This is a genomic window from Neobacillus niacini (assembly GCF_031456445.1).
Taxonomy (GTDB): domain Bacteria; phylum Bacillota; class Bacilli; order Bacillales; family Cytobacillaceae; genus Neobacillus; species Neobacillus niacini_I.
On record NZ_JAVDUQ010000012.1, the window covers coordinates 79,403 to 99,027 of the forward strand.

The following is a 19,625-nucleotide window of genomic DNA, read 5'->3' on the forward strand; positions in this document are numbered from 1 at the left end:
AACTACACGGTTATTTACTATATTCAAGCATTAAGAGATTTGAAGTGGAAAGGAAGTAAACGTAAAAGTTGAAGGCTTATAATAAAGTAATTGTCCCCCTATTGGTGTTACTTGTTTTCGGATTGGCTGGTTGTAGTGGTGATAAAAAAGCAACAAATGTAGGTAAGTTACACTTTGATCATCCATTAAAAATCCCACAACTTCTTAAACCTACCATTAGTTCGGATGGCACAAAACATTTTCAATTAACGATGCAATCAGGAACGACAGAATTTTTACCAGGGAAAAAGACAAAAACATGGGGGCTCAATGGTTCCTATCTTGGCCCAACAATCAGGGTTTCACGCGGTGACAAAGTAGCCTTTGATGTTGCCAATCATTTGGACGTGCCCTCGACTTTGCACTGGCATGGGATGAAATTACCGGCAATGATGGATGGCGGCCCCCATCAGATGATTGAAGCAGGAGAAACGTGGTCTCCCCATTGGACCATTGATCAACCATCCGCAACTGCCTGGTACCATCCGCATGTGCATGGTGAAACCGCAAATCATGTGTATCGCGGACTTGCCGGCATGTTCATGATCGATGATAAGGATTCAAAAAAATTGCCTTCTGATTATGGTGTCGATGATATTCCGCTCATTGTTCAAGATAAGGTGTTTACGAAGAGTGGACAGTTATCGGAGAAAGATAATACCACCTATGGAACACTTGGAGATAAAATACTTATAAATGGAACGTATGACCCCTACCTTAAAGTAACAGCTAATCAAGTCCGTTTTCGATTGCTTAATGCTTCCAATGCAAGAGCCTATAATTTTGGCTTTACCGACGGTCGGTCTTTTAAACTTGTAGCCAATGATGCCGGTCTTTTGCAGAAGCCGGTCACATTGAAACGTTTCATGTTAAGTCCGGGAGAACGGGCAGAGATTGTGGTTGAATTTAAACCGGGAGAGAAAACCATTCTTCGCAGTTACAGCAGTGGCGGAGAAGTGGGAAATGGTGAATTTGATTTGTTGAAAATGGTTGCCGCTGATCAATTAACAGAGTCTGCTCCAATACCCGATCAGCTTTCTAGCATACCGCCAATCGAGGTTCCAAAGAATGCGAAGGTGCGCCAATTTAAAATGACAATGGAGTTCAAATTAAATGACAAGAAGATGGCCATGGACCGAATTGATGAGGTTGTGCCGGCGGGAGCCAAAGAAATATGGGAAATTGACAATTTTGGCTCTGCTCATAATTTCCATATTCATGATGCAGCATTCCGAGTATTGGACATAAACGGTGAGAAGCCTCCCATATACGAAAGAGGCAGGAAAGATACCGTATTTATTCCGAATGGAGCAACCGTTCGGCTGGCTGTGGAATTTGCGAACTATGCCGATCCTAATCATCCGCTTATGTATCATTGCCACTTTTTAAAACATGAAGATGCCGGGATGATGGGACAATTTTTACTTGTAAAACCAGGTACAGAATCACAAGTATCCAAAAAACTGCCTAAAAACGATATGGACAATCAACATAATGGTCACATGGATAAATAAATAGATTTCGAAGACTCTTACAAGCGCGTAAGAGTCTTTTTTTTCATAAGAGGAGAAATTTAGCCTTCGCGTTTACCTCCAAAATAAATAAACGGATGATTTTGTTAAATTTATTATATAAATTTCACGATAAAATAACAGAAATTAATATTTTGATAATTTATAATTTTATTTGAGGGAAAATTTCTAAGATACGGAATTATGTTGACAATTGTCTTGTTAGTTGTTAGATTTATACAAAAATATTCTTATCCAGAGAGGTGGAGGGACTGGCCCTGTGAAGCTGAGAGGAAGGTATGTATGTTTAAGATAAAAAACGATAGGACTACGATTTTGTACTTGATTCCAAAGATTCTTCAACTATTTTTGAACATGTCCCTCGTCTTACTAGGAATTATTTTGTCTATTTTACTAGTTAAGGAGTTAGTTATTTTTATTCAGATTTTAGTTGAGGGAGGCAACAATGACTATAAACTTTTCCTTGCCAATATCCTCATTTTCTTTTTGTATTTTGAGTTTATTTCGATGATTGTAAAATACTTTAAAGAAGAATACCATTTCCCGATTCGATACTTCATCTATATTGGCATAACGGCAATGGTTCGAATTATTATTGTCGATCATGATCATCCAGTCAATTCCTTATTATATGCGTTAATCATTTTAATTCTAATCATTGGGTATTTCATCATTAATTTTACTCCTCGCGAAAGGCCAGATAGCACCATGAATGATAAAAATTAGTAATCATGTGAAGAGGTTCATAGAGTCAATTTTAGGACATGGAGTGTGTATCCCATGTCCTGATTTTTGAAATAGCTGGCTCCTAGGAGGTTCCCATCACTTTCTGACCCTTTGGTTGTGTGTTATGCGGATTCGGTTCCAACGTAATGCCAATATCATCAAACAGATAATTTTTGGGAAGGCGGTAGGAAATCAGGCCATTTCCGTTTTGATCAGGCTTTAAAGTACCAGCATTTTGACGAGTACCATTCTTTAACAGCCAAACCTGATACACTTCCTCATTTTTCGCCATGGGCATATTGCTAAACTCAATTATGATGCTTGTATCACGGCCTTCCTGAAGGAGATAGGCGGTCCCATTTGCAGAAGAAGCCAAATCCTGCCCTTTTAAATGATAGGTCCGAACAATTTGTGAAGGAGAAATCGCTTCGTTTTCTAATGCAGTAACCGTGTTCCTCAAATGGAAATTACTCCACAAAACACCGATTAAACCCATGACCAAAATGGCGGTGATACCAAAGGATAATGGTGAAAATTGCTTTGCTAAGAGGTTAAGGAAGGGTTGTTTTTTATCTTTATGATCTTGCGATTGTGGTTCATTTTCCTGAAAAATAAAGTCCACGACTTCTGATTTTAGTGATTTTGGAACATCCACTTCTTCGAAATCGTACGAAAGCATCTGCCACGTGTTTTGCAGGGAGTCTACTTCATTCTGACAGTGGAGACATGTTTTCAGATGACGTTCAAATTGATGCTTTTCATGTTCAGACAGCTCATCAATGATATAGAAAGACAGGTTGTCGCATTTATTTTCCATGACGGACCCCTCCTGTTTCTTCTTCAAATACATTCCGCAGTTTTTTTAAGGTTTGATGAAGACGGCTTTTGATGGTGCCGAGGGGTTTTTTCTCCAGTTTGGCAATTTCACTTAAGGAGTACCCTTCCCAATATAATAAGTTAATCAGACGTTTCTGTGGTTCAGATAGCTGCCGTTTTGCTTCTTGAATTTCTTGCTTCAAGAGATTTTTTGAGACCTGCTGAGGTACGTCCTCTGCTTGCTGGTCCTGCATTTGCATCCATTCATGAGGCTCTAGTCGAACCATTCCTGCCTGTTTTTGTTTTTTTCGAATGAGGTCAATTGCGATATTTCGGGTAATCGTGAGAAGCCAATTCGCAAATTTCCCATGTTTCGAGTTGTATGTACTTTTTGTCGTCCATAGCCGAAGAAAGACTTGCTGGACAATTTCTTTTGTTTCCTCCACATCCCCTTTTGTCATTTTTAAAGAAAAACTATAAACAAGCTTTATATAACGGTCGTACAATTCTTCTAGTGCAGGTCGATGATTCTGGATAATTAATTCAATTAGTTCTTCATCTGTTTTCGATTTCAATTCCAAACGCTCCCCCTTTTTTTAAAAAATTCTATCTATTTAGTATAAAGTAAGAATAAGTAAAGTTGAGCGAAAAAAAGAACTGCCGCAAAAGAACAGTTCTTTCGTAATAGAATTAGGGCGCAAATGTAGTAGTACGATTGACAAGGAACCAAACCCCTTTAACCCCTTGCCCGTTAACATCACCAGAAGCTTTGTCTTTTACAAAGTAGTAAAGCGGGTAGCCTTTATAGGTTACTTGGTCTTTACCTGTGTCATCGCGATGAATCGTGCCAAAATCTCCTTTATTAAACCCTTTAGGAACCTCGAAGTGATCGGAATAAAAGGCAGGCCAGTTTTGAAGACATTCCCCTTTACAGTTTGTTGTATTGGGCTTATCCTTGGCAAAGTAGTAAAGTGCCATGCCTTTAGAATCTGCAAGATATTTACCCGCCTCGTTATTCTCCATTACCTTCAAATTGATGGAGGGTTGACTTGAGGCCTCCTTTACCTTGCTACTCGCCTCTTTGTCATTTTTTTCGGTGCTGCATCCAACTAATAGGACCCCTGCTAATAGAAATGAGAATAACCAACTCCACTTTTTCATGCTTCATTCTTCCTCCTCAAAATGATTCTTTATATTAAAGGAAACGAAGGAATGGCAAGAGCGGTTCGATTCAAAATAAATATTTTTTAATTTAATTGGCTAATTTAAAAATAGCTTGCCAGTCTCAATGTGTCTGTATGTTTCAACCCCATTTTGGAAAAATAAATTAAATATATTATAGGGGTGAGGCAGTGTTTTATTTTTTAAAACAAAAAGCAGTAAATCTTTTTCCGGGATACTTTGCACTCGTTATGGCTACAGGTGCATTATCGATCGGAACATTCCTGCTTAAAATGGATCTCATCGCTAAACTATTGTTGTTTGTTAATATCATTGCCTATCTTACTTTATGGTTATTTACGCTAATTCGTCTCATTTGTTATTTTCCAAGAGTTTTATCAGATTTAACGAGTCATACAATGGGGCCTGGATTTTTTACGTTAGTTGCGGGAACCGCTGTATTTGGCAGCCAACTTATCATTGTGGCTAACCAATACTCAATAGCAATATATTTATGGGCACTTGCTATTTTTTTATGGCTAGTCATTATGTATACCTTTTTTTCAGCTGTTACAGTTAGGAAGAATAAGCCTTCGATTGCTGAAGGGATTAATGGCGCTTGGTTAATTGCAGCCGTTGCAACGCAATCCATTTCTATTCTAGGAACCCTTCTATCTTCCTATATAAAAGGCGGGCAGGAAATCCTGTTGTTTTTTACTTTATGTATGTACTTTCTAGGATGTATGCTCTATCTCAACATTATTACGCTCATTTTTTATCGATTTACTTTTGTAAAACTTAAATTTTCCGCTCTTACACCGCCTTATTGGATTAATATGGGGGCAGTTGCGATTACGACCTTAGCGGGTTCTACGCTAATCCTACACTCAAAATTTCTTTCTTTACTTGGTGAAATTACCCCTTTTTTAAAAGGGTTTACCTTATTTTTCTGGATTACCGGCACATGGTGGATTCCATTGTTATTTATTCTTATGATATGGCGTCATTTTTACCATCGCTATCCGTTTTCATATGATCCTCAGTTTTGGGGGATGTCCTTCCCGCTTGCAATGTATACAACGAGTACATTCCAGTTGTCAAAGGCATTAGGGGTACCGTTTCTAACGACGATCCCCCGTTTTTTAGTGTATATAGCGATTGCGGCATGGTTATTGGTATTCCTTGGCCTTATCCATCACCTATATCTTAATTTTATTTATTATTCCAAATCACCTTCTAAAGGGAATCATTAATTTCTCCTTAAAAAAAGGGTCTGGCCCCCACTGCGTTAATAGTGTGAAGCAGTGGGGGTCAGACCCCATTTTATATTCTAACTGGGAAAAGGAACTATAAATGGTAAAATCAAAATTTTAAAAATAAAATAATTTTTTTGTTGATGGTTTTAGGAGAACTTGATAAAATGGAGGTAATAAAAAGGCTATGTGTAACTGGCGAAGCGCGGAGAACCGTGAGGGAGCACATAGTATCGACAGCCGTTCGCCTGGGCAGAGGTAAGGGAAATATACCCTTGCCTCTTTCTGTTTATTAGGAGGAGATAAAAAAGGAAATAAATGTTGACTAGCGTGAATATTTTTGATTATTTATAATAGTCTATAAGATTTGAAATCTAATAAAACAAAAGAGGCGAATCTGAATGAGCACAGTAACTGTTGAAAAAATAAAAACTATTAAAACCTTAAATGCCATTGCCGAAAGCGGGCTAAAAGTATTCAATAAAGATTCTTTTACAATTGACAATGAAAGTGAAAATCCGGATGCCGTTGTGGTTCGCAGCTTCAATATGCATGCATTGGAATTCGGCGATCAATTAAAGGCGATCGCTCGTGCCGGCGCGGGTGTCAATAATATTCCGGTTGACAAATGTACAGAGCAAGGAATCGTTGTTTTTAATACTCCTGGTGCCAATGCAAACGCAGTAAAAGAAATGGTCCTAACCTCTTTAATTGCTTCATCCCGTAATCTTTTTGCTGGTATTGCTTGGACAAAGGGATTAGAAGTTGAAGGTGACCAAATTCCGAAGCTAGTGGAAGCAGGAAAGAAGCAATTTGTTGGAAAAGAAATTAAAGGGAAAACTTTAGGTATCATTGGCTTAGGTGCAATCGGTGCGCTTGTAGCAAATGATGCACTTGATTTAGATATGGATGTCATCGGCTTTGATCCGTTCATTTCTGTAGATACGGCTTGGAACCTATCCCGCAATGTACAGCGTGCTATGACAATTGAACAGTTGTTCGCGGAATCTGATTATATTACAGTACATGTGCCATTTACTCCTGATACAAAAGGAATGTTTAACAAAGAAACCTTTAGCATCATGAAGCCGGGCGTTCATATTTTGAATTTCTCCCGTGGCGAGCTGGTAAATGAAGTGGATATGGCGGTTGCACTTGAAGATGGAGTAGTGGGCGAGTATATCACAGACTTCCCGAATGAAAATGTATTGCAAATGAAAAATACGATTGCCATCCCGCATCTTGGTGCATCAACACAAGAATCTGAAGAAAACTGTGCAATTATGGCGTCACGTCAAGTAAAAGAATTTTTAGAGACTGGTAATGTCAAAAACTCAGTGAACTTTCCAAATGCTTCCCTTCCATATACGGGTAAGACACGTGTAGCAGCTTTCCATCGAAACGTTCCGAATATGGTCGGTCAGATTACTTCTGCGATCTCAAGTTATCAATTGAACATTGCTGACATGGTGAACAGAAGCCGCGGCGACTATGCGTATACGATGATTGACATTGATAACGAAGTGAACGGAGATATCCTCCCGGGAATAGAGGAAAAAATTAACCAAATCGAAGGAATCGTAACAGCTCGTATCATATAATAATTAAAGCCTTAGCTCCTAAATAGGAGCTAAGGCTTTTTTCCTTTTTTAATACCAAATAGTGGTCTTTAATGGTTTCTTAACCTATCCTATGGTAGCAGGTGCTCCTTCCCTAGCCGGATCTAGCGAAAATTACCCAGTTGCGGTGTCACATCCAACTTATGCATTAAGTTTTAAATAGAAAAATCGAGTGGTGCCTGTGGAAGGGCACCACCCAATTTTTATTTATAGGTCCTATCTACTACAATTGGTAAAATTCCCTAAGTACACTAATTACTACTATAATATGATATAATTCGACTAGATTTGTATTTTATGGTTAATCAGGAGTGGGAGTTATGATTACAAGTTTGAAGCAGCTTTTTAATGAAAGTGCGGCCGACTTACGAAAGTTAAATAAGCTTGTGAATCAAGTTAATTTATTAGAAAAAAAGTATGAGAGTTTTAGTGATGAAGAATTGAAGAATATGACTCTTGTTTTTAAAGACAAGCTGCAAAATGGTATGAAACTGGACGATTTGAAAATAGATGCATTTGCTGTGGTTCGTGAGGCCTCAAAACGAGTATTAGGACTTAGGCATTATGATGTGCAATTAATTGGCGGGTTGGTTCTTGCTGAAGGCTCCATTGCGCAAATGAACACAGGGGAAGGAAAAACATTAGTTGCCACCCTCTCCAGTTATCTTTACGCCTTGGAGGAAAAAGGAGTACATATCGTGACAGCCAATGAATACCTGGCGCGAAGAGATAAGGAATTAATGGGACAAGTCCATGAATTTCTTGGTTTAAAGGTTGGCCTGAATATTTCCCAAATGGAACCGCAGGAAAAAAAGCTTGCCTATCAAGCGGATATTTCCTATGGAACCGGTACGGAGTTCGGCTTTGATTATTTACGCGACAATATGGTTCATGAAAAGGAAGAAAAGGTACAAAGAAGCTTGCATTATGCCATTGTCGATGAAATTGACAGTATCTTAATTGATGAAGCCAGAACCCCGTTAATTATTGCCAATAAATCAGACGATGGTGCTGAACTTTATAAGATTATTGCCAGCATTATGGCAGAATTTAAAGATGACAGCGAGTATAAAATTCATTTAGAAACAAAAGAAGTGTATTTAACCGATTTGGGAGCAGACAAGATAGAGGATGCATTTGGGATTGATAACCTATACGATGTCGAACATCAAGAATTACTCCATGCAGTAACCCAAGCACTTAAGGCACATGCGGTGATGAAGCTCGATGATGATTATATTATCAAAGACTGTAAGATTATCCTGGTTGATAAATTTACGGGTCGGATTATGGATGGAAGATCCTTTAGTGACGGGCTGCACCAGGCAATCGAAGCGAAGGAAGGAGTAGAAATAACCGACGAGAATAAAACCTTTGCAACGATTACCGTTCAAAATTACTTTGTCATGTACAAGAAATTATCTGGAATGACAGGCAGCGCCATGCCGTCAAGGCAGGAATTCTTTGATACTTATAATTTAAAAGTGGTGGAAATTCCTACGAATAAACCAGTACAAAGAGAGGATTTCCCTGACCTCGTTTATGTGAATAATGACTCGAAAATCAAAAAGATTATCGCTGAAGTTAAAAAGATTCACCAACTGGGACGTCCGATTCTGATTGGGACAGCGTCGATTGAAAAATCAGAGGAACTTTCCGGATATTTAAAGAAGGAAAAGATTAAACACCAAATTTTAAATGCAAAAACAGAAGAAGATGAAGCAAAATTGATCTCCCAAGCAGGACAAAAAGGGCATATTATGATTGCGACCAATATGGCGGGACGCGGGACGGATATCATGCTTAGTGAAGAGGTCAAGGAATTGGGCGGCCTACATATTATTGGAACGGAAAGGCATGACAGTAACCGAATTGACATGCAGTTAAGAGGAAGGGCCGGCAGACAAGGCGACCCAGGTTCCTCTCAATTCATTATTTCATTAGAAGATGATTTATTCGCTCACTACGATGAAGAAGAAATGAAACGCTATTTAAAAAAGGTGAAAACCGATGAAACCGGTCTCGTCCTCTTCCCTGATCCGAAGAGCTTTACGAAGAAAGTACAGGAAACGGTAGAGAACATGCATCATTCCAGCAGAAGCCATTTATTGAAAATAGAAAGCGTAATGGATCGTCAAAGTAAAATCATTTATTCGATGAGAGATCGGATGATGGATATGAATACGGATGAAATCATCGAAGAGGCCCTAACCAATGTTCACAACTATCTTCAACAAGTTCAGGAAAATTACTTTTCGAATAATGGAAATTTAAAGGCGTTCCTGGAAGATCTGTCTCTTGTCTTCCCTAATCTGGATTGGGATTTGAATGAGCTCGAGGAGCTCGATCAAGAGGATATTGAAAAAAGGGTCCTGCTTGAGTATGGTCAATTCGTTTCGACAACATCCCCATTAAAGGAAGATGAGTGGAAAGGGCAGCAATTAAAAGACCTCATGCTCCATCAAATGGATACAAACTGGGTGAAATATTTAGATTATATGGCGCAAGTCAAAGATGGTATTGGGTTAAGAGGCTACGGCCAGGAAGATCCTTACCGTTATTTTGAAATAGAAGGCTATGAGGAGTTTAAGTACTTATTATTTATGATTCAGAAGGAAATCAGCTCGCAGTTTACGGATATAGTTAGAGAAACAACAGATGAATTCGTTGACGAGTTAAATCCGGATTTGGACGAAGACCTCGTTGAAATGGAGGTGGAGTAAATGGCGCTTTTCGGTAAAAAGAAAATGGATGACAGTTTTCCCCCTGCTCCTGTTCAGCAAGAGGAAATGGTCCAAACAGATGATACGGTGAGAACGAAGCTGCATTTTTCGGAAGAATGGGATCTGACAACGAAAGAAAAATATGTCTATCAATTCTATCACAGAAGGCTTCCGCAATTAAAAGAAGGACAGCTTTCCATTACGGGGATTAAGTTCCTTGAAGAAAATGGAGAATTGATTGTGGAGGCTTTTATCCGTAATACCGTTCCACAGGCATTGAACCTTCATGAGGTAGACCTGATTGTTTTTGATGAAAACAATCAGCCAACAGCAAAGAATAGATTTTCCTTAGATTTGCTTGGAGAGATTCCGCCTTTTTCCTGTACCCCGTGGAGATTTGTCTTTTTAGCTGAAGATCGTCTATCAGATGCAGCGGTTTCAGAAAAGTGGAAAATCCTTTTTGAATTAAAAAATAGGCCAGAGGAAAATTTAGATCTTGACCCTGCCTGGGAAGATCGGTTAACTGAAGATAAGAAGACGCAATTAGAAGGTATGTTAGAAAGACTTCCTAAAGTAGGCCCGAAGGAAGTAAATATTGTTGGTGTCGAGCTGAAATTTCTCGATAATCAATCACTTGAAGCGGTTGTGCTTATCCGCAATGGTACTTCCCAAGAGGTTCAAATCGGGCAATTGCCTTTAACCGTAGAGGATGCTGCAGGAGATATCGTCTGTCAGGGGCAATTTAACCTGCCACCTTTAAAGGTAAAGCCAAATAGTGCTAAGCCATGGGCATTTGTCTATCCAGCAGAACTCATTTTGAAAAACGATGCCGATTTTAGCAGCTGGAGAATCTTTGTTAAGGAAAATAAGTAAGAGGAAAATAAAAAGGCCGTTGATCTCAGATCAGCGGCCTTTTTACATTACGCGAAACATGGGCAGTATTAGGGAAGAACATATATTTCTATAGGAAAGTTGTATTAATTGTATGTAATTCTGACTTCCTAGGAAAATTCTGGCCAATTCTGTTGATAGACATCTCCCTCGATTTTCTCCAACGTATGGTATCGAAATGGAGTGAGTTCATTTTCCTCTTTTTTAATAAATCCCCTAGCTATTTCAAACGGAATTAAATGATAGGTTTCTTGGTCTTCAGCAATCAAATAGGCACCGATTACTTTACCGCCGTTTTCCATGTCAAGAGTCAAGAAAGCGGGATAATAGGTTTGATCCGCAGCTAGCAAGATGGCCTTTGCAGTAATCGTACCGTCCTCTTCCACTTCGATGGACTCATTGCTAATTTTCTCTAATGTCTTAACTGCCCAACCTGGTTTCTTATAGCCTCCGATGATTTTAGGCGGGTGGGCATCTAGTTGGTTGAGGATATCATTATTGCTGTTAGAGTTATTCATTCATCAATGTACCTCCAAGAAAAATACGCTGGAAAATTGGAACATTTTCTCTTTTATTCTCCACAGAATAAGACTATCATATTCATTTTCACTGTACAAATAATTTTAGTTTTTGAAAAAAGTCATTAAAAATCCAAAAAATCCACAATCAATACTTTCGTAATATGAATTTCTTCCTATTATATATAAGTCAATAGGCCAGATATATGTTTTTTTATCCATTGGATAAGGGAATATCTCCTAGAACATTTCATATATTAGTAAAATTTTTAGAAGAGGTTGGACATATTGGTAAAATTATATATATAATGGTTAGTATTACCACGAGAATCATAAGGTGATGTGTGTAAAAAGAACTGGATTTTACTAGTGTTTTGTATTATTATAGTTTCAGAGGTTAGTATTGGAAATTTATCCATCCTAATGTCCCTATGGTGGATGTTACCATAGTATGATAAGTGCAAACTTATTAGTTAATTAGGCATTGGTAGTATAATTTTATACGCTAATGTACTAATTTTTTATAATCAGAAGGGAGAATACTAAAGAAATGAATAAAAAGAAAGCTATTAAAATTGCAACTGCTTCCGTTATGGCAGCATCTTCATTCGCGGCTATAGCACCATTTACTACAGAGGCAGCAGTAAATGTTTCTGCATCTGTAACCAAAGCTACAACTCAAATGAAAAAGGCACAAGATACTTACACTTCTGCTGCTGCGAAGGGTCAAGTTGCTTCTGCTGCAACTGTACAAAAGCAAGTTGATCTTGCTAAAAAATACTATGATGATGCAAAGAAAGTTATTGCTAAATCAGGCGGCAAAAACAAAGCTGCTTATACTAAAAAATTAACTGCTGCACTTCCATACTACAATAACGCAAAGAATTACATAGCTGGCGTTAATTATGCATCTGCTCTTAAAGATCAAGGTGCTAAATTTGAAGCTGCTGCGCAAGCTGGAAAAGTTGACGCAAAAGCATTCGCTACATTCTCTGCAGAATTAGCTAAAGCAGACAAAAAAGTTAAGGATGCAGTTTATGGTGGTACTTCTGAAAGAGCAGTAATCGCTAAATATGTTGCTCCTGCTAAAAAATCTGCAGCAGCAGTAAGTGCTTCAGTTAAAGCTGTAAGTGCAATTAAAGATATTCAAGCTGTTCAAGGAGATGCATCAGTAGTTCTTCCAAAAACTGTTGAAGTAACTCTTGTAAACGGCAAAAAAGCTCAAAAAGAAGTTAAATGGAACCAAACTGGTTTAGACCTTAACAAAGTTGGCGAATACACAGTTACTGGTGTAGTAGCTGGTACTAAACTTCCTGCTACTGTGAAAGTGGTTGTAGCTGCTCCTGCGGTTACTAGTGTAACTGCGATTACTAAAACAAATGTTACATTTACTATCCCAGCTTTAACTGCTGATACAACAGGTTATACTGTTGAAGTATTAGATAACAATGGAAACAAAGTTGAAGTTAACCCAGTAAACCTTGAAAAAGGCGAAACTGATGTTACTTTAACTTTCAAAACTCCTTTCGGTGTAGACCCAACTGGTGTTTGGACTGTAGGCGGCTTGAAATATGACCTTGATGTTATTGCAAACTACAATGCAATTGTAACTGCTGCATCTACTAATAACGAAGTAACAACTCTTGCTGCTCTTAAAAAAGCAGGATTAACTAACGTTAAGGACGAGAACATTACTGCTTACGTTACAGCTATCAATGCTTCAACTACTAAAGAAAAATTAGCTGACATTCAAAAAATTGTTGATACTACAAACTCAACAAATGTAACAGCTAGTGAAGCTGCTGCTGCTGTAAAAGCTGTTAATGATGCAACTAACCAAGTTGGATTATTAGCTGCATTACAAAATAAAGCATTCGCTCGTGTTAATGCTGAATGGGTTGTAGATTACAATACTGCAATTACAACAGCTAAAGCTACTCCTACAAACACTGATACAGTTGTTGAAATCCAAGCTCTAGTAGACGGAGTAAACGCTACTAAGATTGGTGCTGCTAATACAGCTGCTGACACTGTTGCTAAACAAAATGTAGTTACTGATTTAATCAGCAAATACACTATTGATGATGTGGCTCCTGCAACAACAAAAGCAGATGCTATCAAAGCTTCAAATGTTAAATCTGCAGTATTTGGAGTAAAAGAAGCTACAACAGCTGCAACTGTTTATAATGCTTTAGTGAAATTATCTACTTTAGATAGTGCAAACCTACCTGCATCAGCTTTAAATGTAAATCTTAAATCTTTATATCTAGCTGAAAATGTAGCTACTGGTGGAAATGCACCTGATTTCACTTCTACTGCAACTGTAAGATTATCTATCGTTAACGATGCTGATGCAGCTGCTTTAAGTAATGCAGCTGATGGAATTGTTGCATTAACTACAACAAGTACTACTAGCGAAGTTAAATCTGCTCTTCAAAAATTAGCTGATGTAACTAGCCATACTTCTGATAAGTTTGATATGACAAAAGTTAAAGATGCTTCTTTAGCTGATTATCTAACTGTGTTAGAACCTAAGATTAAAACTGCTGTTGATACTGCAAGCGAAGTTACTGCATTAATCGCTGGAGTAAATGGCACTGCTAATGCAAATGCTAATATTGCAACACTTAAGAGTGCATCTTCAACAGTTGCACAAGTACGTGATGCTCTTACAGAATTAGCAGCTGGTGCAACACTTCCAAATGCAACTGCAACAGCTTATCTAAATGCATCTTCACAAGTTAAATTAGAAGTTGCTCAATTTGTAATTGATAATCGTGCAGATTTAGCTACTAGCTTAACATCTGTAATCGTTGTTGATACTGCTGGTACTACTTATGCAGATGCACCATTAAAAACTGCTTTAGCAGACCATGCTGCACAAGTTACTAAGTTTAATGCTATTGATGATCTAGCTGCAGCTACAATTTCTACAACTAAAACAGCTCTTGACACGTATGCATATGCTCCATATGAAGCATTAACTACTTCTCAAAAGCTAGCTGTTGCAGAAGAAATCAATAAATTAACTAAACCAGTTACATCTGGTGGAGTAACAACAAATACTGCTCTTGACTTTGGTGGAGTAGATGCAGTTGTAACATTAGCCCAAGCTAATGCTTATATCGATGCTGCTATCAAAACTGTTTTAGGTAAATAATTTTTAAATTAAAGTAAAAATAGAGACGCTGCTGTTTATAACAGTGCGTCTCTATATTTTTAAAATATTTATTTCTAAGCAAAGGATGGAATCAAAATGTTTTCAGTAGCAACTAAGATAAAGGCAAATGATACAGATTTATTTATTGCAAATATTGAGCTTAATCAAATAACGTTTAGTCCAAGTTTTGACAATGCTTATTTACAAAAAGAAATAGTGTCATTATTAAATAGACTGGAAACATTAACCCAATTACATGATGAAGATATCAAAGAGGTTTCTACCCTTGTCGAATTATATCTTGGAGATAACAAAGATGAATTTCAATTTAGAAAAGAAAGTCTAACTAAATTAATTAAAACCTCCAAAGAAATAATAAAATTAAAACAAAATGTTGAACTTTTAAATAATGATATCTTAAATCAATTGTTTGCTACATTATCTACTTGTGGTCACGGTCCATTCCGCACTTTGCTTGAAGATAAATTGAATAAACTAAAACAGGAAAAAAACCTCCAAGAACCTATTAAGAAGGATAGTTTGTCCATCTTTAAAAATACACAATCATTTGAAGAAATAGATGAAGTATTATGTGAATTATTTATTGAAGAATACATTAATCTAGGTAGAGAGAAAAGACTGATAGTAAGTAAGGAACTCTTAACTTTAAAATTAAATTTTGAGAAGCTTGACGAATATGTTGAAAGTGTAAAACAACTTATTCAAAGTATTAATTTTCCATATCAAAATAAAGAATTAGATTCCAAGTATAAAGCAACAATTAATAGTGACGAGTTGTAAATTAACAATATTGGAATTAGTTTTAACTCAAACCATTAAGGCATGATAGTGCTTGATAGTGAAAAGCTCTGTGGAAAGTAATTTCTGCAGGGCTTTTCTTTTTCTTTCTTTTCTTGAATAATATAAAAGAAGAGGTGAGCAAAGACATGAAGAATTTGGATCGAGAGACACTCAGAGAAATAATAAAAAAGACTGGGGAAGTAGCAAGAGAAGAAGCAAAGCGGCATGGCACTTATATAGTTTATACTGACAAGAGTGGAAAAACGGTTAGAGAATATGCGGATGGGAGAATAGAAGTTCAAGAAGAGTGACGAGGAAAATGGAAAGTAGAAGCTTGCATTTAATTTTAATGGTTTATATAAAGTATTGGAAAATGAATTATATACGATAAATTACCTAAATTGTTTTTTATCCCGCAAAATTCATTATGATATAAGCCTACCATCTTCTCCTAACTTTTAAGCTTATTTAATATGTATAGTTATTTTTTATTTAAACAATTCTTTAACATCAATTTCTCTGGTTATTTCAAAAACACATGCTTCATCAATTTCTTTTTGAGATATACAAAAATCCTCTATTTTTTGTTTTGCCTGTTCTAAAGTTTCTACATATTATACTTCTTCTGAATTAAAAACAGGAAATACTAAAATGTATGACATAATTTTTAAGCCCCCTCCTAACTAAAGTATTCATTTATTTTAAAGGTTTTCCCCGTTAAATTAATTGAACAAGACTTGGGGAAGAACAACCGCTACTTTATGACAATTAATCTTCCTCCTTGTTAGGTGATACTAGTATCTGTAGCCCTCTATTTTCGCCATAATCCCACATTTTGACGGTTGGGTATGTTCCGGCGGGTAGAATAAAGATTCGCTCTTCCAAAGGACTTATAGGAGTATTTTCAGCTTGGCAGCCATGTAAAAAGCTAGCCGGATGGATACTTACAATTCGCCCCGTGTCATTCAAAAATTTAAATTTCATTAAGAGTGCCTCCTATTGGCTTTAAATATCTTAAATGGACCATAAATATGTAATTTTTAGATGCCAAGTCCTCTTAGAAGGTTTGCTCTTTTCAGTCAATATTATTAAATTCCTTTTTCAAACTCTTTCTTTAATTCGTCTGGGATCAACTCTCTCATTAACTCCAAAGCTTTTTTCCCATTTGGTAATTCATGAATGAAGACTTGCTCTTCATCATCAAAATTGGCATCTTTAAAATATGGCTCATATTTTTTCCAAAGCTCAGGATTGTTTTCTTTCAACATCTTTAGATTAAAACTTAATCCATATTTCCATTTCATACTTCTTCACTCCTTATTATCCGTTTGAGCTGCTAATTAATCTTCATTTTCAAAGATATCTTTATATTCAGCTTTACGCTTATACACCACCATGCCAGATTGCTCTTTTCCTTTTATCATGGCAACAGCTTTCATACCAACTACAGGTTTCCCTAGTTTATATGAATCCTTATTAGATAAGATTCTTTTAAGTTGTAAATTAATTATTCTGGCCATTTAAGACACACCTTCATGGGATTTAATGCATTATTGCGGTAAATCATAGGGATAATTGATATTTTATATTTTTGGGTATGAACCATTGTAATTCTATAGTTTCCGTATTCAACCATGTTTAGACGTTAGTTAAAAGGCAATACTGCAACTTCACTTCTTTACTATATAACGATATAAAGCTGTTGCCCCAATTCCCATTTCTTCCTTTAGATTATCACAAAACTATATTCGATCATTTTTTTCCATTTTCCTTCAAGAAAAATGAGAAAAGCACCCTCGAATGATCTTTTTATTAAAAAATGGTCTCACCCGATGATGCAAAGATTTATAGAAAACTATTATAAGGATAGTCAGTATCTGATATATGTATGATATTTAAACCAACTAGAAAGCATAGAGAACTATTGTCAGTAAATACAGAGCTTTTATTAAAAAAATGTTTAGGCAAAGGTAAATGGAACTGGATAGGAACTACGAAAAAGGAGTCCTTTTTTGTATGTTCATTTTTTAGTAATCAATTAAAATAATGTTTCAAGAGCTACGGGGTGTTTATTTGCCAAAAGGTACCTAATTATGGTTATTTTGATGATCAAAGCAATAAATTTTACCCTTGAATTTTTTATTATTTAAGCAATATGTTTTAACCTTTTCTGATACAGGTTTATTACAGGCTTCACAAGTAGCTTGTTCGGTATTTTTACTTTTTAATATTTTATTATGTTGTTCCCTGATTTTTGGTTCGGTAATGTTTGCTTTTGCAAAGTAATTATAAAGTATTAAAATGTCGTGTTCATTTAGTAATGGTTCTTTATATTGTGTCCTCATGGCAGAAATTTTTCTATGAATAAACTCGGAAAGCTCAATGTCATATACGATAAGTTCATCAGAAGAAATTTTTCGATAATCTAAATCCACCTTAAATGTACAACGCTTTGTAAAAGATACAATTGAAATAAATAAGCCATGGTATTTTTTATCTATAAGAGATTTTAAGGCTTGAATGTGTCCGTAATTTTGGACAAAAGGATTCCCCATTTTAAATTTCCCATTAATTAGCCAATTTTTTTGATTTTTCGCTCCATATATAGTGCCTTGATAGTTTTTTGTTTCAATAACCATTATTCCATAGGGGGTGATTACCAAATGGTCGATTTGAGAATATCCTGATTTCGCTTTTGGATTCTCTACGAATAAATCACTTAAATAGCAATAGTCTTTTGGTAACTGGTCTAGTTGAATATTTATTTTATATTCTCCTAGTTCTCCTTTTCTTGTTGCAATTTGCTCTTTTGTTCTCCTTGAAGTCGTTGAGGTGTCTTTATCTTTAAGTTGTTTGGTATTTTCCTTTTTCTTAAACAAAAAATTTAATAATAAAAACATGTTGGTCTCCTTTAAATATCTATATGATTATTTTACCTTTTGGGGGATAAATTTACTATAAATAGGTAGTTTTTCCTAGTTTTATAAATTGTAAAAGGTGTTTCAATGGGTTATACGCTTTTTGAACCTTCTTCCTCTGTCGGTTGTCTTTAATCAATGAAATGCGAGAAACTCGCTTCAAAGAAGGATTTGAATGCCCTCATTGTGCATCTGAACACATTAATAGGTTTGGAAAAAACAATGAACGACAATATCCAGTGTGTTATTAAAGAAGACAATGGTGATGGTTCAACAGCTTTCCCCTCCTTTTTTTCAGTTTTTAATAATTCAATAGAAAAAAGTCTTTATAGTACAATTTTATCACTTTAAAAAGTAATTTTAGTAATAAGTATCTATAAAATGACTCATTCAAATAGTAAGAACTTACTAAATGCTCTATAATAGATATAAAAAATGTCGTATTTTGACGAGTGTCAGGTTTCTGGCTGCCGGAGGTTGAAAAATGATTATAACAAAGACTACATATCAAAGATTGGTAGAAGAAAAAGAAGAGCTAAAGAATAGACTTGATCTCATTCTTGAAAATACACGAAAAAAGGAGGAATCATCCAAGGAATTCCTTGAATCTTTTAATTTGGAATTATCAAAGACAATTGAACAACACGAATTAGTCAATAGCCAACACCTTTTAATGGGAGATTTAGTTGCAAAAATAAAGGAAGGCTTTGATAAGGTAAATAGTCATAGTGAGCATTCTTATGAGAATTCAGTGATCCTTGCCCAAAAAGGAGAATCATTGCTTGAATCAGCAAAGTCTATGGTGACAAAGACAGAAGAAGGCAGACAATCCGTTGAAATGGTCGAGCAATTAATACTGCAGTTAGGAAAACAGGTAGAGGAAACGTTTAACAAAATGAATCAGCTGAATGAGAGATCCAAAGAAATTGAACTTATTGTTGAAGTGATTAAGGAAATTGCGGACCAAACCAACTTGTTAGCTTTAAACGCATCTATTGAAGCAGCTAGGGCTGGAGAACAAGGCAGAGGCTTTGCTGTGGTTGCTGAGGAAGTCCGGAAATTAGCGGAAAGTACTGCTAAAAGTACGAACAGCATAAGCGAATTAACGAAAAACATACAATTAGGCATTCAGGAAACTTTAAAATCCACATCCACTAGTACAGAACTTGTTCAAAATAGCATCCGTTTAAGCACTGATACATCACAGAAAATAGACTATATCTCCGGTGTCATTAATAGTGTTGAAACGGAAGTGGGAAGTGTGAATCGAAACATTGAAGAACAAAAGGAATACTCCCAAAATGTGATAGGCGAAATTGCCGATACCAAAAGACTTTTTGATCAAGCGAATAAAATGATCTTAAAGCATATTGAGGATGCCGGTGTGGTTGATGATAAATTAGAAGGTGCAATGAAACAAGTAAACCAATTGGAGCAGAGAAAATTAGAAATATCGGAGGTATAACTA

At 36.3% G+C, this 19,625-nt stretch carries 18 protein-coding genes, 1 pseudogene and 1 riboswitch; of the genes and pseudogenes, 11 read left to right on the forward strand and 8 right to left on the reverse strand.

The features are described 5' to 3' along the window. Positions 1-68: 68 nt before the first annotated feature. Together J2Y67_RS12320 and psiE are read left to right on the forward strand one after the other, a co-directional pair. The gene (locus J2Y67_RS12320; protein ID WP_310174376.1) at positions 69-1,553 is read left to right on the forward strand and encodes a multicopper oxidase family protein; all 1,485 of its coding nucleotides are present in this window, start codon (positions 69-71) and stop codon (positions 1,551-1,553) included. A 300-nt stretch (positions 1,554-1,853) separates the two neighbouring features. Beyond that, entirely contained in the window at positions 1,854-2,297 is a 444-nt protein-coding gene (gene psiE, locus J2Y67_RS12325; protein ID WP_310174378.1) for a phosphate-starvation-inducible protein PsiE, read from the forward strand. Positions 2,298-2,379: 82 nt separating this feature from the next. Here the strand turns inward: psiE and J2Y67_RS12330 are convergent, their stop codons facing one another. From J2Y67_RS12330 to J2Y67_RS12340, 3 genes are all read right to left on the reverse strand, one after another. Beyond that, entirely contained in the window at positions 2,380-3,114 is a 735-nt protein-coding gene (locus tag J2Y67_RS12330) for an anti-sigma factor (protein WP_310174380.1), read from the reverse strand. Then, positions 3,104-3,688, reverse strand: a complete 585-nt coding sequence (locus J2Y67_RS12335; protein ID WP_310174383.1) for a sigma-70 family RNA polymerase sigma factor — start codon at positions 3,686-3,688, stop codon at positions 3,104-3,106. The genes J2Y67_RS12330 and J2Y67_RS12335 overlap by 11 nt, the downstream gene beginning before the upstream one ends. A 115-nt stretch (positions 3,689-3,803) precedes the next feature. Continuing rightward, positions 3,804-4,274, reverse strand: a complete 471-nt coding sequence (locus tag J2Y67_RS12340; RefSeq protein ID WP_310174385.1) for a COG4315 family predicted lipoprotein — start codon at positions 4,272-4,274, stop codon at positions 3,804-3,806. A 191-nt stretch (positions 4,275-4,465) separates the two neighbouring features. Here J2Y67_RS12340 and J2Y67_RS12345 point away from each other — a divergent pair, with 191 nt between their 5' ends. The 4 genes from J2Y67_RS12345 to J2Y67_RS12360 all read left to right on the forward strand — a co-directional run bounded on the left by J2Y67_RS12345 (position 4,466) and on the right by J2Y67_RS12360 (position 10,742). Then, positions 4,466-5,527 carry a tellurite resistance/C4-dicarboxylate transporter family protein gene (locus J2Y67_RS12345; RefSeq protein WP_310174387.1) on the forward strand — a complete coding sequence of 354 codons (1,062 nt, stop codon included), beginning with the start codon at positions 4,466-4,468 and terminating at the stop codon, positions 5,525-5,527. A gap of 181 nt (positions 5,528-5,708) precedes the next feature. After that, a riboswitch (ZMP/ZTP riboswitch) is annotated at positions 5,709-5,788 on the forward strand. A gap of 140 nt (positions 5,789-5,928) precedes the next feature. Then, complete coding sequence (locus J2Y67_RS12350; RefSeq protein ID WP_310174389.1) at positions 5,929-7,128, forward strand: phosphoglycerate dehydrogenase; 1,200 nt, start codon at positions 5,929-5,931, stop codon at positions 7,126-7,128. A gap of 338 nt (positions 7,129-7,466) precedes the next feature. Next, positions 7,467-9,869 (forward strand): accessory Sec system translocase SecA2, encoded by a 2,403-nt coding sequence (gene secA2, locus J2Y67_RS12355; protein WP_310174391.1) that lies wholly within the window; start codon positions 7,467-7,469, stop codon positions 9,867-9,869. After that, the gene (locus J2Y67_RS12360; RefSeq protein WP_310174393.1) at positions 9,870-10,742 is read left to right on the forward strand and encodes an accessory Sec system S-layer assembly protein; all 873 of its coding nucleotides are present in this window, start codon (positions 9,870-9,872) and stop codon (positions 10,740-10,742) included. A gap of 128 nt (positions 10,743-10,870) precedes the next feature. On the opposite strand, the gene J2Y67_RS12365 is transcribed toward J2Y67_RS12360, so the two are convergent. Beyond that, entirely contained in the window at positions 10,871-11,278 is a 408-nt protein-coding gene (locus tag J2Y67_RS12365) for a hypothetical protein (protein WP_310174395.1), read from the reverse strand. Positions 11,279-11,828: 550 nt separating this feature from the next. Between J2Y67_RS12365 and J2Y67_RS12370 the strand changes: the two genes are divergently transcribed. The 3 genes from J2Y67_RS12370 to J2Y67_RS12380 all read left to right on the forward strand — a co-directional run bounded on the left by J2Y67_RS12370 (position 11,829) and on the right by J2Y67_RS12380 (position 15,550). After that, the gene (locus J2Y67_RS12370; protein ID WP_310174397.1) at positions 11,829-14,438 is read left to right on the forward strand and encodes an Ig-like domain-containing protein; all 2,610 of its coding nucleotides are present in this window, start codon (positions 11,829-11,831) and stop codon (positions 14,436-14,438) included. Positions 14,439-14,534: 96 nt separating this feature from the next. Then, on the forward strand, positions 14,535-15,239 hold the full coding sequence (locus tag J2Y67_RS12375; RefSeq protein WP_310174401.1) for a hypothetical protein: 705 nt from the start codon (positions 14,535-14,537) through the stop codon (positions 15,237-15,239). Between the two features lie 113 nt (positions 15,240-15,352). Further along, complete coding sequence (locus J2Y67_RS12380) at positions 15,353-15,550, forward strand: hypothetical protein (RefSeq protein WP_310174403.1); 198 nt, start codon at positions 15,353-15,355, stop codon at positions 15,548-15,550. Positions 15,551-16,007: 457 nt separating this feature from the next. Here J2Y67_RS12380 and J2Y67_RS12385 read toward each other — a convergent pair whose 3' ends face one another. The 4 genes from J2Y67_RS12385 to J2Y67_RS12400 form a co-directional block, all read right to left on the reverse strand. Beyond that, on the reverse strand, positions 16,008-16,223 hold the full coding sequence (locus J2Y67_RS12385; RefSeq protein WP_310174406.1) for a hypothetical protein: 216 nt from the start codon (positions 16,221-16,223) through the stop codon (positions 16,008-16,010). A gap of 104 nt (positions 16,224-16,327) precedes the next feature. Next, the gene (locus J2Y67_RS12390) at positions 16,328-16,543 is read right to left on the reverse strand and encodes a hypothetical protein (protein ID WP_310174408.1); all 216 of its coding nucleotides are present in this window, start codon (positions 16,541-16,543) and stop codon (positions 16,328-16,330) included. A 36-nt stretch (positions 16,544-16,579) separates the two neighbouring features. Next, entirely contained in the window at positions 16,580-16,759 is a 180-nt protein-coding gene (locus J2Y67_RS12395; protein WP_310174410.1) for a hypothetical protein, read from the reverse strand. A 567-nt stretch (positions 16,760-17,326) separates the two neighbouring features. After that, the gene (locus J2Y67_RS12400) at positions 17,327-18,139 is read right to left on the reverse strand and encodes a nuclease-related domain-containing protein (protein ID WP_310174412.1); all 813 of its coding nucleotides are present in this window, start codon (positions 18,137-18,139) and stop codon (positions 17,327-17,329) included. A 94-nt stretch (positions 18,140-18,233) separates the two neighbouring features. Between J2Y67_RS12400 and J2Y67_RS12405 the strand changes: the two are divergent. Together J2Y67_RS12405 and J2Y67_RS12410 are read left to right on the forward strand one after the other, a co-directional pair. Next, positions 18,234-18,402, forward strand: a pseudogene (locus tag J2Y67_RS12405) (IS1595 family transposase); the annotation flags it as partial. Between the two features lie 239 nt (positions 18,403-18,641). Continuing rightward, the gene (locus J2Y67_RS12410) at positions 18,642-19,622 is read left to right on the forward strand and encodes a methyl-accepting chemotaxis protein (protein ID WP_310174414.1); all 981 of its coding nucleotides are present in this window, start codon (positions 18,642-18,644) and stop codon (positions 19,620-19,622) included. Positions 19,623-19,625: the final 3 nt, after the last annotated feature.